General features: G+C 56.7%; 15 protein-coding genes. 6 read left to right on the top strand and 9 right to left on the bottom strand.

Annotated features, from left to right (window positions below):
• Positions 1-57 precede the first annotated feature (57 nt).
• Positions 58-699, bottom strand: coding sequence for a ParA family partition ATPase (gene parA, locus E1180_RS02790; RefSeq protein WP_155189565.1), 642 nt, complete (start codon positions 697-699; stop codon positions 58-60).
• A gap of 251 nt (positions 700-950) precedes the next feature.
• On the opposite strand from parA, the gene E1180_RS02785 reads away from it, so the two are divergent.
• A complete protein-coding gene (locus tag E1180_RS02785) occupies positions 951-2504 on the top strand; it encodes a GGDEF domain-containing protein (protein ID WP_155189564.1) in 1554 nt (517 codons plus the stop codon).
• A gap of 10 nt (positions 2505-2514) precedes the next feature.
• Here the strand turns inward: E1180_RS02785 and E1180_RS02780 are convergent, their stop codons facing one another.
• The 5 genes from E1180_RS02780 to phnC all read right to left on the bottom strand — a co-directional run bounded on the left by E1180_RS02780 (position 2515) and on the right by phnC (position 7950).
• On the bottom strand, positions 2515-3705 hold the full coding sequence (locus E1180_RS02780) for a lytic murein transglycosylase (protein ID WP_155189575.1): 1191 nt from the start codon (positions 3703-3705) through the stop codon (positions 2515-2517).
• 165 nt (positions 3706-3870) lie between these two features.
• On the bottom strand, positions 3871-5211 hold the full coding sequence (gene phnE, locus E1180_RS02775; RefSeq protein ID WP_155189563.1) for a phosphonate ABC transporter, permease protein PhnE: 1341 nt from the start codon (positions 5209-5211) through the stop codon (positions 3871-3873).
• 15 nt (positions 5212-5226) lie between these two features.
• A complete protein-coding gene (gene phnE, locus E1180_RS02770; RefSeq protein ID WP_155189562.1) occupies positions 5227-6075 on the bottom strand; it encodes a phosphonate ABC transporter, permease protein PhnE in 849 nt (282 codons plus the stop codon).
• Positions 6076-6148: 73 nt separating this feature from the next.
• On the bottom strand, positions 6149-7060 hold the full coding sequence (gene phnD, locus E1180_RS02765) for a phosphonate ABC transporter substrate-binding protein (protein ID WP_155189561.1): 912 nt from the start codon (positions 7058-7060) through the stop codon (positions 6149-6151).
• Positions 7061-7116: 56 nt separating this feature from the next.
• The gene (phnC, locus tag E1180_RS02760; protein WP_283404471.1) at positions 7117-7950 is read right to left on the bottom strand and encodes a phosphonate ABC transporter ATP-binding protein; all 834 of its coding nucleotides are present in this window, start codon (positions 7948-7950) and stop codon (positions 7117-7119) included.
• 387 nt (positions 7951-8337) lie between these two features.
• Between phnC and E1180_RS02755 the strand changes: the two genes are divergently transcribed.
• From E1180_RS02755 to E1180_RS02740, 4 genes are all read left to right on the top strand, one after another.
• A complete protein-coding gene (locus E1180_RS02755; protein ID WP_155189559.1) occupies positions 8338-8964 on the top strand; it encodes a DapH/DapD/GlmU-related protein in 627 nt (208 codons plus the stop codon).
• Positions 8965-9595: 631 nt separating this feature from the next.
• Positions 9596-9958, top strand: coding sequence for a VOC family protein (locus tag E1180_RS02750; protein WP_155189558.1), 363 nt, complete (start codon positions 9596-9598; stop codon positions 9956-9958).
• Positions 9959-10007: 49 nt separating this feature from the next.
• Positions 10008-10610, top strand: coding sequence for a helix-turn-helix transcriptional regulator (locus E1180_RS02745; RefSeq protein WP_155189557.1), 603 nt, complete (start codon positions 10008-10010; stop codon positions 10608-10610).
• Positions 10611-10746: 136 nt separating this feature from the next.
• Positions 10747-11367, top strand: a complete 621-nt coding sequence (locus E1180_RS02740) for an HD domain-containing protein (RefSeq protein ID WP_155189556.1) — start codon at positions 10747-10749, stop codon at positions 11365-11367.
• A 14-nt stretch (positions 11368-11381) separates the two neighbouring features.
• On the opposite strand, the gene E1180_RS02735 is transcribed toward E1180_RS02740, so the two are convergent.
• From E1180_RS02735 to E1180_RS02725, 3 genes are all read right to left on the bottom strand, one after another.
• Positions 11382-12410 carry a hypothetical protein gene (locus E1180_RS02735; protein ID WP_155189555.1) on the bottom strand — a complete coding sequence of 343 codons (1029 nt, stop codon included), beginning with the start codon at positions 12408-12410 and terminating at the stop codon, positions 11382-11384.
• Between the two features lie 260 nt (positions 12411-12670).
• Complete coding sequence (locus tag E1180_RS02730; RefSeq protein WP_155189554.1) at positions 12671-13453, bottom strand: class II glutamine amidotransferase; 783 nt, start codon at positions 13451-13453, stop codon at positions 12671-12673.
• Positions 13454-13469: 16 nt separating this feature from the next.
• Positions 13470-14936 carry an aminotransferase class V-fold PLP-dependent enzyme gene (locus E1180_RS02725; RefSeq protein WP_155189553.1) on the bottom strand — a complete coding sequence of 489 codons (1467 nt, stop codon included), beginning with the start codon at positions 14934-14936 and terminating at the stop codon, positions 13470-13472.
• 104 nt (positions 14937-15040) lie between these two features.
• Here E1180_RS02725 and E1180_RS02720 point away from each other — a divergent pair, with 104 nt between their 5' ends.
• Complete coding sequence (locus E1180_RS02720; protein ID WP_155189552.1) at positions 15041-15502, top strand: Lrp/AsnC family transcriptional regulator; 462 nt, start codon at positions 15041-15043, stop codon at positions 15500-15502.
• Positions 15503-15516 lie beyond the last annotated feature (14 nt).

Below are 15516 nucleotides of genomic sequence, written 5' to 3'. Positions count from 1 at the left end.
AAGGACAAGGCAAAACTTGGACATAGGTCAGCTCTGGTGCCAACAGCCGACCGCTTGTCAGCCAATCCTGCCGACGAGCTCCTCGATCAAAAGCCCGACTTCATGCGAAGCCTTGCTGGAGGGAGCCTCTTCGGTCACGGCAGCGCCCTTGCCCATGGCAGATGCGAAAACGGTGCGGTTTCCAAGGCGGGTCTTCAATGTGTCATAGCCGTATTCGGCAATAGCATTTTCCATTTCGCCGGTCAGGGCAGCCCTTGGCGGGACCCGGTTCAAGACAAGAATCGCCGGGGTATCTTCCCGCTCCGCCAGGCCGATCGTTTGCGAAGTTGCCCACAGATCAACGGGTGTTGGCTGGATTGGAACAATCACGAAATCAGCCGCATCTATGGCCGGTTTGGCATCCGTGTCGGTTTTCGGCGGTGTGTCGATCACCACATAGCCATGAGACCTTGCCAGCGACCTCGCCTCCCGGCGGGCGCCCCACCCTGAGGCGGTGCGGAACTCCAGACCCGTCTGCTCATGGCCCAGCCGGTCCTCACGGGCTTCATACCATGTCCCCAGCGAACCTTGCGGATCTACATCGAGGATTGCGACCGGTTCTCCGGATTTCTTTGCGAGCGCGACGGCCAAATGGGCTGCGAGGGTCGTCTTGCCGGATCCACCTTTTTGCTGCGCTACCGTCAAAATACATCCGGACATTCATCGCCTCCACATCTTTGCGGTCATATTGCGATGCAGCGAAGCCCGTTGCAACCACCAAACACACTTGCCTGAGGACATCAGGTTGTAAGGGGCAGTACCAATCTTTACTTAACGGTAGAACTTAGGTTGATTAATAGCCTTGGGCACTTAGCCTTGAGGAGGTTCGAATTAGCACAACCCTGCAAGAGCGCACGTGGGCCATCCGGTGGCGTAATCCTGTGTTTTGCAGACGTCTTGTGCTGTCCGAAATGGCCCGTTCTGCCGGGCAACGCGCCAATGGCCGCCCATTGAATTTCAACCTTGCTTGGCTGGAGCGCTGGTCCGGCGGCTTTGAAAAGGCCGCCCAGCGCGCCGAGATGGCCTTGTCCGGCATGAACAAGACCGCCGATCCAAAGGGATGGGTCGAAATGCTCGCCTGCCGTGCCATGGCGGTGTACAGCCTCGGCGACACCATCAAGGCCGATGAGCTGATTACCGCGGGTTTTGATCTTCTGGACGGGGATATTGAAAACCGCGCCGGTATTGAACTCCTGACCATCCTGGCAAATTTCAGCGCCAATTCAGGAAGCTTCGACGAAGCCGAGCGGCAGCTGCAGCACGCCCTTGCGATTGCCACCAACGCGAAAATGACCTTTGAGCCCGCCCGGGTTTTGCAGGTCGTCGCCAGGGTGGCTCTCAAGAGCGGTGACTTCGACAAGGCTCTGGCCAGCGGCAGGCGTTGCATTGACGAGGCCCTGGCAACCCGGAATGCCGTTATCCTCCCCTATGGGTATGAAATGTACTGCGCGGCCGCACTTGCCTTGGGCAGCGACGTCGACATCCGCTCCGAGGCGGAAAAAGGCTTGCGGGCCGCTGCATTTACCCAGGATATGCGTATCACGTGCCAGATCCAGCACGTGATTGGCCGGTCCTATTTCAAGGAAAACCAGCTGGAGCTTGCCTGCCGGACCCTGGAGGACGGGCTGGCAACCGCAAACCGCGCCAACTACCCGCTCTGGATGCGCAATTTCCAGCAGAAACTGGCCGAGATTTACGAGCAGCTGGGCAATATTCCCCGCGCCTACTCTCACCTGAAAGCCTACACGCAGATCCAGACAAAGCTGTTCACGCTCGATCAGGAACGGCAAAGCCATGTGCTGCGGCGGCAGCTGGAGTACCGGCTCGCCCGTCAGTCAGCCGATTATGAGCGCGAAATCCGGGAAAAGACCGTTGCCCTGAATACGGAACTGCAACAGGCCAATGCGGCGCTGAAGGAGCTGAACGCACAGGTCGCCTACACTGCCGATCACGATGACCTTACGGGCCTCGGAAACCGGCGGAAACTTGCCCGGTTTTTCGAGGAGACAGCACCCAAGATGCCGCAAGGCGCACGGGTCGCGGCCATGCTCGTCGATCTTGACCGGTTCAAATCAGTAAACGACCGTTTTGGGCACGAGGCCGGCGACAAGGTTCTGAAGACCGCGGCCGCGCACCTGGTAAGTATTGCGCACAAGGACGACGTCACTATTCGCCTGGGCGGAGATGAATTTCTGCTGATCAGCACAAAATGCACGGATCCCGAGGCCCTTCGTCAGCTGGGCAATAACCTCATCAAAAGGATCAACCAACCAATCCTCATTCAGGGCGAAGAGCGGTCAGTCGGTGTCAGCATCGGCATCACAGTGGTGGAAGTTGGCGAAAACCTTGAACGGACACTGCAATCAACAGCAGATGAAGCGATGTATCAAGCCAAGCGCTCCGGCCGCAACCGCGTTGCTGTTCATGCCGCTTCTGCCACCGCTCTTCCGGTAGATGTGACCTGACCTCCGGCTTCTAACGTCCACCCAATGCATAATAGACGTTCCAGGACGGGCGGCCGGTCACCGGCATCCCGTATTTGGCTTCCGCCTTGCGGATCCCCGCCCGGGTGAGCGGTCCGACTTTTCCATCGGGTTCGCCCACGTCAAAGCCATTGCGGTTCAAGAGCTTCTGCAGTTCCAAGCGCTGTGCCCGCGACAAGCCTGGATTGTTGGTCGGCCAAGGTGTTTTGAACGCTTCGCCCCCCGAAACCAGTTCGGACAGGAGTGCAATGGCAAGACCGTAGGATGTCGATGCATTGTATGACCTAAGCGCCTGGAAATTGCGCGTTACGAGGAACGCGGGACCGTTCACCCCGGCAGGACGGATAAGTGCGGTTTCCTGCCGGCTCCGGAAGGGGCTGCCATCAACGTTGGTAAGGCCGCGCTTGGTCCAGGTGGCCATGGAAGCGTATTTCTTGCGTCCGGACGGACCGGAATAGCCTTTCGGAACTTTGACTTCAAAACCCCATAGGCGGCTGTCCCGCCAGCCAGCGTTTTTCAGGAAATTGGCTGTCGATGCAAGGGCATCAGGTATGGAGTTGACGAGGTCCTTGCGGCCATCGCCGTCAAAGTCCACCGCAAGACTGTTATAAGTCGACGGCATGAACTGGGTTTGGCCAAAGGCACCAGCCCAGGACCCCTTGAAATCATTCACGGCGACATCCCCGCGGGAGGCGATTTGCAGGGTCCTGATCAGCTCGCCCCGGAAATACTTCTGGCGTCTCTGGCCGGCACACACGAGATTTGCCAGAGCATGCGGCGTGTAGAAATCGCCCCGGAAATTGCCGTAGTCGCTTTCAATGCCCCAGACCGCCAGAACCACGTGCCGGTCCACACCATAGCGCTGCTCCACGGCTGCAAGCGTCCGGGCGTGTTTCTTCAAGAGTGCCTTGCCGTCCCGGATGCGTTCAGCATCGACAAGGAACGCCATATAGTCCCAGATTTCCGTCTTGAATTCGGGCTGTGCGGTCGAAAACCGGATGACTTTTTCATCGTAAGCTGCGCCGGACAACATGCGTTCGGCAATCTCGGGCCGCACGCCTGCCGAGATCGCCTGTTGTTTCAGGGATGCTACACAGCTTTCAATCGCTTCTGCCTCAGTGGCCATAAACCCTGACAGGCAGAAGGCCGCAGCAGCTCCAGTCCAAGTCTTGCCCAAACGCATTCGCATTCACCGCTCCATAACAACCCGAGTCAGTAGACTTTACGCTGACACGCTAGCGCGACTGAAATACGGCAGAAAGCCAGCCGCGTGAGTTATCAAGGATAAACGACAACGGCCCCGGAACACGTTCCGGGGCCGAAGAAGACGAGCCAAACTCTGAAGGGCCTATTTGCCTTCAATGAGTTTGCGGCGGAGCCAGCCTGAAGTCTGGTCCATCATGATCACGACCACGATTGTCAGGATGATGATGTAGCTGGTGTTTTCCCAGTCGCGCGACGTCTTCATGGTTTCCACCAGCATCAGGCCGATGCCGCCTGCTCCAAGAGCACCGATCACGGTTGCCGAGCGGGTGTTCGATTCCAGGAAGTAGAGCACCTGGGAGACAAACACCGGCAGGATCTGGGGAATAACGCCGAACCGGTAGCGCTGGATCTGATTTGCGCCGGTGGCTCGCACGCCTTCAACCTGCTTGTTGTCAATGTTTTCCAGCGCTTCGGAAAAGAGCTTGCCGAGCGTTCCCGTATCGGTGAAGGCAATCGCCAACGCACCGGTCAGCGGTCCAAGGCCGAAGGCACGGATGAAAATGAGCGACCAGATCAGCATGTCGATGCCGCGCAGGAAATCGAACAGCCGGCGGACCCCAAAGCGCAAAAACATGGACGGCGTGAAGTTCCGTGCGGCCAGGAAGGCCAGAGGAAGCCCAAACAAAGCGGCTGTAATTGTGCCGAGCACCGCCATCATGATCGTCTCAAACAGCGCGATGAAAATTTCGCCATGCTGCCAGTCTGGATTTCCCAGGAAGTCCTGAACCATATACCAGAGATTGGAATAGTCAGGATTGAGACGGTCGGCACTCAGGGCCAGCGCATAAAGCTGGCTGAAAGACTTGCCGTAGAATTCCGAGCTGAATGGAAACCAGAAATTCTCCCAGCCGCCGAAGTAGTTATGCACCTCGATCTTGGTGCGGGTCACTTGAACGCGGCGGTCCAGGGTTGGCCGCAAATCGAGTTTCTTGGGATCGATTTTCAGCCACTCCGGAACCTCACCGGCATTTTCCGGAAGACGGGTCTCAACACCCGTGTTTGTCGCGGTGCCAATGACTGTTCCGTAGCCTGGAATGGTGAACCGCATGGTCCGGTCATCAATCTCGACGATGTAACCGTCGCCAAGATCAACAACTGCGTCCTTGCCGTCGACTTCAACCCCGTCCGGCAGATTGGTGTCGTCGTAGGTGGCGCGCCGCTCGCCCTCAATCGCCACTTCCAGAATGTCGCGGCGGAGAAGCTTTGTGACGTGCACCTTGTAGGCAACAGAGTCGGTCGCCAAAATGACGGCGCGTTCAGGCTGAGCCTTGGCAAGCAGATCCGGCACACCGAAGGCGAACCAGGTGTAGGTGAGATACGCAAGGACCGCGACTGGCACCAGTACGGTCATCCAGGCACGTTGACGTACTTTCGACCAAACGTCTTGCGGTGTGACAACCTGTTCGAGGGTATCGGTAGACATATTGGAAGATCCCTCTTAGTGCGCCCGACCGGCGCCGACCAGCTTGCCGCGGAGATAGGACGAGACTTGGTCGATCAGCATGATTGTAATGAACAGGAGAACGAAAATCGCAGCCGTTTCATCACCTTGGCCTTGCCCCCATCCAATTGTACGGCGCAACTCCTGACCAATTCCGCCCGCGCCAACAAAGCCCAGAATGGCCGACGCGCGGACATTGATTTCAAGACGCAGCAGGAAGTAGCTGAGGTAGTTGGGTGCCACCTGGGGCATGACCGCATAGCGGATGCGCTGCAGCCAGCTGGCCCCACAGGCAGACAGTCCTTCAATCGGTTTGCGGTCGATGTTCTCGTTTACCTCGGAAAACAGCTTGCCGAGCGCGCCTGCCGTATGGAAGGCAACGGCGATCATCGCCGGAACCGGGCTGGAGCCGAGAACGAAGATCAAAAACAGCGCGATAATCAGCTCTGGGAAAGCCCGCATGATGTCCATCATGCGCCGGACAACCGGAATGAGCGGCCCCCAGCTGTCCACGTTCCGTGTTGAGGCCATTGCAAGGACCACAGCCAATGCAGCCCCAAGAAGTGTTGCGACTGCTGCAATGTTCAACGTTTCGAGCATTGCCGGGAAATACTTGACCATCAGGCCGAAGAAAGCCGGACCGGCTTGCCAGGCCTCGAGCACGATTTCACCGGGATAATCGAAAAACTTGCTCAGACCCTGCAGAAAACCGCCGGAATTCATGTCGTTGGATTTCGAGTATCCCGAAACCATGACGGCAACGACCAACAAAAGTCCAATCAGCGAATACAGCTGACGGCGTTTGCGTAAGGAGAGGATTTCCTCTTCCATAGCGGCGACGGTCATCTTCAAAGTCCTTTAAACGTCACGCAAAAAAACGCGGGCCGGAGACCGGCCCGCGCTGAATATTCGACAGCTCTTAGTTTTTCGCCTTACGAGCTTCGATGATGTTCACGTAAGCTTCGTGAGAGATCGGCATGAAGCCTTTTGTTTCACCGGCTGCGATGTTGTAAGCGCAATCCGGGTCCATGGAGTTCATGGAAGCCAGCAGGCCGGTCATCTTGATTTTGACGTCTTCCGGCAGACCGCGGGACATAACGATCGGACCTTCCGGGATAACCGGGGATTGCCAGATCTGACGCAGTTCAGTCATGTCGACCAGACCAGCGTCGGATGCCTTGCGCAGAGCGCCGGAGTTGTAGCCGTCTTCCCACTCACCAAGACCGTCGGCCCAGGTTACGCCAGCGTCGATGTCGCCGTTGGACACAGCAACGATGGTCTGCTCGTGGCCGCCTGTGAAGACAACATCGCCGAAGTACTCACCCGCAGCCATGGAGTAGCCTTCCTGCGGGATGGCGATGGACGGGATCAGGTAACCTGATGTGGAGTTCGGGTCACCGAAACCGAAGACCTTACCCTTCATATCGTCCAGGGAGTTGATTTCGCTATCTGTGCGCGCAAAACCGATGGAGTAGTAGCCGTAGCCACCGTCAACGTTGACTTTAACCAGAACCGGATCAACAGCTTCCGGATCGGTCAGGTAAACCTTGGCGTAAGAAGACGCACCAAGCCAAGCCATGTCGAGGTTACCGCCAAGGAGGCCTTCGATCACACCGTTGTAGTCAGCCGGTGCGAACAGCTTGACGTCGACGCCGAGCAGGTCAGCTGTCTTCTCTTCAAGGCACTCGTAGGCACGCAGACGGTCGGAAGCGTTTTCGCCGCCGAGGATGCCGATACGGAATTCAGAGATTTCTTCAGCAACAGCAGCTGTTGCGTTCAATGCGATCATGCTGACTGCGGCCAGCGCAGCAACTTTTGAAACCATTTTCATTTGGGACACTCCCCCGAGAGTAACTTTCGATGACGTTCAAGAAGTGGCGCAGCGGCTTAGCCCGCTGCCGCCGCCGGGGTCACCACACCGGCGGATTTGGTGGTGCCGGAGGACCCGGCATCGATAGCGGTCGAAGTGGCCGCCTCGTTAAAACTTTCGTCAGCACCGTAGATTTCGCGCGCCACATCGGTCGTAAGGGCGGACGGCGCGCCATCGAAAACGATGTAGCCGTCGCGCATGCCGATCACGCGGTCGCAATAGGTGCGGGCAGTATCAAGTGTGTGCAGGTTGCAGATGACGATCTTGTTGTCCCGCTCGTGGATCTCCCGCAGAGCGTCCATGACGATCTTGGCGTTCATCGGATCCAGGGAAGCAATCGGCTCATCTGCCAAAACCATATGAGGATCTTGCATGAGGGCGCGGGCAATGGCCACGCGCTGTTGCTGGCCGCCAGACAATTCCTCGGCCCGTTTCGTTGCTTCCTGGGCAATGCCGAGCCGGTCGAGATTAGCAAGGGCGGCGTTCACATCGTCCTGGCCGAACACGTTGAAAAGGCTCTTGAGTGTTCCGTGCCCATTCAAACGCCCCAGCATCACATTGGTCACGACATCAAGGCGCGGAACCAGGTTGAACTGCTGGAAAACCATGGCGCAATCCCGCTGCCAGCGGCGCATCATGGCCCCTTTCAAACTCAGGATGTCCCGGTCGTTGAACAGGATCTGGCCGGATGTTGCAGGTGTGAGCCTGTTGATCATGCGCAAGAGCGTTGACTTGCCCGCGCCCGAACGTCCGATAATACCCACCATCTGCGGCTTATCGATGTTGAATGATACTTTGTTCACCGCAGTCCGGGACCCGAAAGTCTTGGTGACATTCTGAAATTGAATCACGCGGCAGCCCTGTCCGTGTTTGACCTTATTGCTGGCGGACAAGAGCCATTTGAACATTACAGAAACATGACAATGAGACTACATACAATCTAAATTAATGTGACATTTCAATGAAATAGCGCAATGATTGCGCTTTCTGACATGCCGTATCAGGGATTTTCCGTAACGCGCACAATTACTTCGCTACTTCATGCGAATAATTTCTCCACATGGCGTTTTTCTCGGTCGGACTTGGCTCTTTTCACAAGCAACAACCGTTGAAAAACTTCCAGCGTTTTTGACGGCTGGAAAAACCAGGGCATCATGAAACTGACATCAAAGTGTCATCTTCCGCGGAGCCATCCCGGTTAAACAGCGCCGTTCTGTTTGCCGTCTTCAGGAGTTGCCATGATTGCGCCGACCCAAAAACCGACCCTGACCGAGGCCCCAAATATCCACCCCGACGCGGTGGTGCTGGACTGTGATCTTGGCAAATGGACGGAAGTCGGTGCCCTGACCGAGATGCGCGAGAGCCAGATGGGCGATTATTCCTACATCGTTCAGGAAGGCGATGTGGTCTGGTCCACAATCGGAAAGTTCTGTTCGATTGCACGGCGGGTGCGGCTCAATCCGGGAAACCACGCGACCTGGCGCGCGTCACAGCATCACTTCACCTATCGCGCTGCCGCTTACGGATTGGGTGATGATGACGAGGCGTTCTTCAACTGGCGCAAGGATGATTGGGTCACGATTGGGCATGACGTTTGGATTGGGCACAACGTAACGGTGCTTGCAGGCGTTACCATCGGGACAGGCGCTGTTGTAGCTGCCGGAGCAGTCGTTGCAAAGGACGTCGCGCCCTACACGATTGTCGGCGGCGTTCCGGCCAAACCCATCAAACGGCGCTTCTCAGAAAGTCAGGGCGAGGCCCTTCAGGAAATCGCCTGGTGGGACTGGAGCCACGCGGAACTGAAGGACCGGCTCCCGGATATCCGCAGACTTTCAATTGACGCCTTTATAGAGAAGTATCGCTGACCCATTATTTTGCCGGAAAATGAAGTCTTAACTTGCAATCCGATTTCAAGTGCAAATTCAGCTCCCTAAAACGGCGGGATTTCTGCGGCTTTCCGGCTACGTCCGAAAGTTTCCCCGGTAGTCACAATGGTTAACAGGGCCGATTCGACAGGCCCAAAATCCTGTGGTGAACTGATTTTCAACAGCGATGGCGGGGCCCGTTAAGGAACGCCAGCCGAGACACCCGGTCCCAAAACTCGCTGTCTGGGCACAGTCCCGTTTAATCGCTCGCGATTGTAACGGATCCGCTGTGAGGCACCCAGTGTGTGCTTTATGCGGAGCGCTCCGCAGAAAGCGCCCCGGCGCTCTGGCCAGCAGCGGGTTATCTGTGCGGCCGGCGTGGCCTCCGTTCTTCGGGATTGAGGGCATGGGCGGGATCTTTCACCCGATTGGTCCTTGCCAAGTTGAGATCGGATACAGCAGGTTTCCGAGGGTTAACGCCATCGGCGAGTTGCTAGAAATTCTGACCTGAACAGGGGGGTGTTGGTGAAAGCCAGCACCCTTTCTGGTTTTGGCCCCGATGGTTCGCAGAGGCCCTTGCACATCATGTGCTTTTCGCGAAGTCTGGCGGGAGTTAAACCGGAAAACCTCCATGCCTCCTCTCCTCAACCGCCTAACCCTTTACGTCAGGAATACCGAAACCGTCGCGGAGTTCTATTGTCGGTATTTCGGCTATTCGGCGGTTCACGCCGATGGTGGCCTGATCGAATTGACCGCATCAACCGGTGGATGCGACCTGCTCCTGCATCCTCTGGCCAAGAGCCGGAAAGCCGGCCAAACCCTCGTCAAACTCGTTTTCCAGGTGGTCGATGTCGAGGCGGAAAAGTTGGCGTTTGCCGAGCGTGGTCTCGACTTTGGCCCAACTCACAAGGGGGATGGCTATCAGTTTGCCAATGCAAAGGACCCGGCCGGCAATGCCATCTCTATTTCAAACCGGATCTTTGCCCGGACCTGATGCGGTAAAGGGAGCTGCCAAGTGGGCCAGCATCTGATATGGATGGACCATGTCCGGTTCACCAATCGTTCTTGCGCAAAATATCGGCCCATCGCTGCGGCGGTGGCGGCTCATGAACCGCATAAAGCAGGACGCCCTTGCGTCAGACCTTCACGTCTCGCAGGCTAAGATTTCCCGGTGGGAGACCGGGCAGAGCATACCATCGGCCAAGGAAGCCACCCGGATTGCAAAATTGCTGCATGCAAGACCGGAAACGGCTGCGGACCGGGCCCTTGCGGATCTCGTAAGGCAGTCGACGTTGGCTGTTCATCTTGTTTGCGACCAGACCCATGCCCTTTTGGCTGCTTCCCGCGTACGGTTATCAGAATGGCACGCTCCGGAAAATGAGCTGATCGGAAAGCCGCTGTGGCGGTTCGCGTCCGAAGGCATCCGTGCAAACGAACTCCGGCTGGCAGAGCACGGCTGGTTCGAGCCGGCCAGCCAGGATGTCGTGTTTGAGACCGAGCGCGCCGAGTTTGCGGAAATGACCATCCCGGAAAGCAGGATCCGCATTTCCCGGATGCCACTGTCGGATGGCAGTTTTGCCCGGCTGGTCCGTGACGATCTGGATCAGCAGGTGGCAAATCGGGATCGAATTGCTACCCGAAGCTGATTGATTGTGCAGTGATCGAACATCTTTGAGCGTATCAAATAAAACGCCCGATGCTCCTGCTTTAGGGTCCTGACCCTAGCTGAATAAAATATTCGGCCTGTCGTCAGGTATTGTTGGCTGGGGTAAACTTGCGTCTATGAACAGCAAACCCAACGGCAACCACGCCCCCATGATTGACGACAACCGTCTGAGCGGAATGCTTGCTTTTTTTCAAGCAGCCGAACAGCTCAAGGACACTTTGCGTTCCGGCACGAGCCGGAGCGGACGAGCGGAGAGTACTGCGGAGCACAGTTGGAGACTGTGTTTGATGATCTTGCTCTTCGCAAAGGACCTCGTTGGCGTCGATATCAAAAAGCTGCTTAAGCTGTGTGTTCTTCATGATCTTGGCGAAGCAATCTCTGGTGATGTTCCGGCCCCGGATCAATCGGATGGCGATAACCGGCAAGAGCGCGAAAGACAGGACTTTCAAACGCTGTGTGCTGACCTACCCGATGATGTGGCCGAAGATTTCAGGCAGCTATGGGACGAATATGCCGATGCCAGGACACCGGAAGCACAACTCGCCAAAGCGTTCGATAAGCTGGAAACAATGCTCCAGCATCAACTAATGCCATCGGCGGGAAAGGACTTTCATGCCTTTAACCTGACCTATGGCAGGGATCGGACCGATGCGTTCCCCCTCACCCGCCAGATACGCGATCGTATCGACACGCGGACAGAGGAATTGATGCGCGGACCTGCGCGCATCGGATCCTGAGAAAAGGTAACCTCTTAGATATTGACCACCATGCCGGTGGTATCCGCTGTGACGCCGCCGGTCTTGGCCTTTACGGTTTCAGAATCGGCTGCAACGGTTGTCTGGGCGGCTTTGACTGTGGTGCTTTCCGCCTTCAAGGTCGAAATAGCAGCTTCGACCTGTTTGATCTTGGCGGCCAAGGTTTCATTGGTGACCACCAAGGTCTTCAATTTGACGGCCAGTTCCTTCAGATCGACTTCTGATCCGGTGACTTCGGCTGCGACGCCGACCACATCTACTGTCACCGCGGCAATGCCGACCGCCACTGTGGCGTTGACTTCCATCGTGGCGCCCATGCCGATGCTCAAATCGCCACCGCCAAAGATCGACAACGACCCGCCGAAGGTCAGATCAATGCTGTTGCCTTCCGTGAAGCTTTTCGTATTGCCGGAATTGTACTCGTAAGAGTCACCGGCGATGTTTTTGGTTTCTTCCTTGGCATTGGTCTCGATCACCCCGGTGCCGTTTCCAGCCGACAAGGTGATGTTCTTGTTTGTACCGCTGGAAATCGTGACCGTTGACTCTTCCGAAGTGATCTCGACAGCATCGCTGACCTGCATCACCGCCGTGCCGTCGATGTCGACTGTGTAGTTGCCATTGACCTGCTGGCTGTAGTCGGCGCTCTCGATGTACAGTTTCTCGCCGGCCTTGATCAGGAACCTGCCGTCGCAGGCCAGCATGATACCGTCCGTGCCGCCTGCAGCATTGGTGTAGACCGCAGCAGCACCGCCTTCATCCGAGATATGCTGGTTTGGATAAAACCGGTCGTCCTCGCTCGCGTTAAAGGCCGCCTGCTCGACCTCGGAGTATTCGCCCAAGCGGAAAAACGCTCCCAGACCATGGGATTCGGCATCTTCATCCTGATGGGCAGGCACATACAAATAGGTGCTGCGTGTTGAATCCAACCGCTGGCTGTTCTCTGTATCTTCCTGGTTGTCGTCTTGGGATGAGGCGTCAGGGTCGTAAAACCCGTGCCAATCAGATGAAGTCGATGCCACTTCCATTGTTCTTATCCGTTATTGCAGCTCCTGGCCGGCACGGCCCCGCTTGGTGTCCTCGTATTTGGGGGAAAATAGCCGGAGGCCGCTAACATTGATTTAGGCGTTTAAATAGAATTTTCAATATAGATCAGTATGTTGTTAACCATTCCGAACCAAGTACATGATTTTCTGACACTTTTGACCGAGTGGTCAAAACTGCATGGCAGCAACGCACAGACCGCATACTGCGCGGGCCTGAACAAGGTGTCGGATTTGCAGAAGATTCAGGCGGGAACTTCGTCGCTCAAAAAGGCTGTCTGCCGGACTGTACCTGCGCGGACCTCGATCATGTGACCTTTGGGGACTTCCATCCAGCAGTCTCGGGCCTGGTCGAGGGGTTCAGACACAATCATCACGCCATCAGCATATTCGCGGTAATAAAGCGTGGGCGGAAACGCGTCGGACGCATAGCGGGCGGCATAAAGCGTCTCACCATCGGACCAGGCGGCCGCAAACCGCATATGAGGGGTGGATCCGGTATGTTTGGAGAGCGCTTCGGCCTCGAACGCCGCCCGGGCCATGGCGGCGCGCGGATGCTGCTTCAAACCGTAAGCCAAGGCGATCAGAAACAGGCTCTCGCTGTCGGTTCCGCCCATCCTATCTCTAAACAGATCATCCGGGATCATATTGTCGAGGCGGCGGCGAACCTTGTCATAGCCGCCAATCTGGCCGTTATGCATGAAGGTCCACCGGCCATGAGTGAAGGGATGGCAGTTGTCGCGTGTGGTTGCTGTCCCTGTCGATGCCCGCACGTGCGCCAGAAAGTGTCCTGACCGCACATGGCGGGCAATCTGCAACAAGTTCGGATCCGACCAGGCCGGTCTAACATCCTTGTAAAGGGCCGGGATTTCACGCTCCCCATACCACGCAACCCCGAATCCGTCGGCATTCACCGCTGTTTTACAGGAAAGAGCATTGCGGCTTTGATCAATCAGCGAATGCTCAGGATCGCAGATAATCTCTTCAAGGTATTTCGGAGACCCGCTCCAGGCAGCCCAACGGCACATTCTTCAAAGACTTTCTTCAAGCAGCATCTTTCAGCGCCTTGAACCGCGCTGTCGATTGGTCGCACGCATAGTGATCTGCAACCGGATAAGGATGCCGCGCCAGATCGTCGACGGCCGCGATAATCTTATCGGCTTTTTCCCCTGTCAGAAGAACAGAGAAGTTCAGCCGGGTCCAACCGGGTTTTTTCAGTTCTTCACCGGACAGGATTCCTGCCCGCAAAGCCTCCGATTCGTCCTGTTCGATCCCAAGCAAGCGATGCGCGTAAGGCCCGGCGCAAGCACACCCGCCCCGCGCCTGAACACCATAGAGGTCAGACAGCATGCGGGTTACCAGCTGCTGGTGAATGTAGCCGCCGCGCTCAAGATCGCGGACCCGGAAGGAAAAGACCGGCAGGACATTGGCAGCGCTTGGATTGCCCATGATTTCAATCGCCGGATTCGCCGCCCAGACAGCGAGTGCCTGTTCCCGCCAATCGGCGTTGATGCGGTCCATCTCAGCAGCCCCGATTGCCTCTTTGACAAGGAAGGCCAGCGCGGCCCGGATATCGCCGATCACATTGGGCGTTCCGGCTTCTTCGCGCGTTGCAATATCCTTGGAGTAGTCGTGCCCCCAAGGCGATACGAAGCGCACTGTGCCGCCACCTGGAAAGACAGGGATGTTCTTTCGAACCGCGCTCTTGCGGACGATCATGACACCCGATGCGGCCGGTCCGCCGACAAACTTGTGCGGCGATACGACTACGGCGTCTTTTTCGTGATCCGTTCCGGCCATCATGTCGATGGGCAGGTATGGTCCGGAACCGGCACAATCCCAGACACTCACGGCACCATACCGCTTCAAGAGCCGGGTCACAGCGACATCGTCGGTCACAATGCCGGTCACGTTGGACATCATGGAAAATGCGCCAACTATCAGACGGTTAGAGCCTGCTTCTTGCAAGACTGATTCAAGGTGGGTCATGTCCGGACCGCCGGTGTTCGATTCCCGGATCTCGATGACCTCAGCACCGCTTTCCCGCCAGGGCAAAATATCCGAGTGATGCTCATAGGGGCCGATGACGACCAGAGGCTGTTCCCCGTTTTGAGCTGCCCCCGAAACCCCCAGCACATGGACCAGGCGATTGAGCCCCGCCGTTGCGCCCGAGCCGCAAAACACCGTTGCGAACCGGTCATCAGCACCACAGATACGTGCTATCTCGCTCCGGGCGGCTTCACGCATCCGGGTCATGGTGCTTCCGCAAAAGGACGCCTCGGTATGACTGTTGGCGTAGTAGGGGAGCACCTTTTCCAGAACGAAGTCTTCAATCTGCCGCAAAGCTCTGCCGGAGGCGACATAGTCGGCATAGACCAGTTCCCGCTCTCCAAATGGGCCTTCGATTACGGCGCCTTCACCAATCAAACCTGCCCGGAGACGATCCAGGAGGCCCGGACCGGCGAGAGCAGATTTGAAGATGTCGATCGCGGTTCCGGTTGATTGGGTCATTTGATCCTCCAAGTTCAATTGATAAGATCATACGACCATCTACGATGTGACCTCCTCACCTATTTTGATTGCTTGACATCCATTTTTGTGTCATTTGAACACTTATGGAGAAAAAATTCGATCATATTGATCGTGCGTTATTGCGCGCCCTTCAAAGAGATTCGCGAGCTTCGCAGAGGGACCTCGCCGATCAGGTCGGATTGTCCCAAAATGCATGCTGGCGCCGGCTCAAGGCACTATATGAAAGCGGGCTGATTGAGCGGCACACAATCCGTGTGGATCCAGCTCAGCTCGGCTTGGATCTGACCGTATTTGTGATGGTCCGCACCAGGCACCACTCCAAGTCCTGGCTTGAAACCTTCCGGTCAGAAGTGACCAAGATCCCGAACGTGATCGACTTTTACCGCTTGGCAGGCGATTACGACTACATGCTGAAGGTGGTCGTGGAAGATATGAACGCGTTCGACAGGATTTATCAGCGGCTGATCGAAAAGGTCGACCTGGATACGGTCACATCCTACATGACCATGGAGGCGATCGCGGATGCCCGCGATCTACCGATCTGAAACCCGTGCCGCTG

It is taken from the genome of Roseibium denhamense (genome assembly GCF_009711415.1).
Taxonomy (GTDB): Bacteria; Pseudomonadota; Alphaproteobacteria; order Rhizobiales; family Stappiaceae; genus Roseibium; species Roseibium denhamense.
The sequence above is the reverse complement of the archived record's forward strand: the minus strand, read 5'-3'. Positions and strand labels throughout refer to the sequence as shown.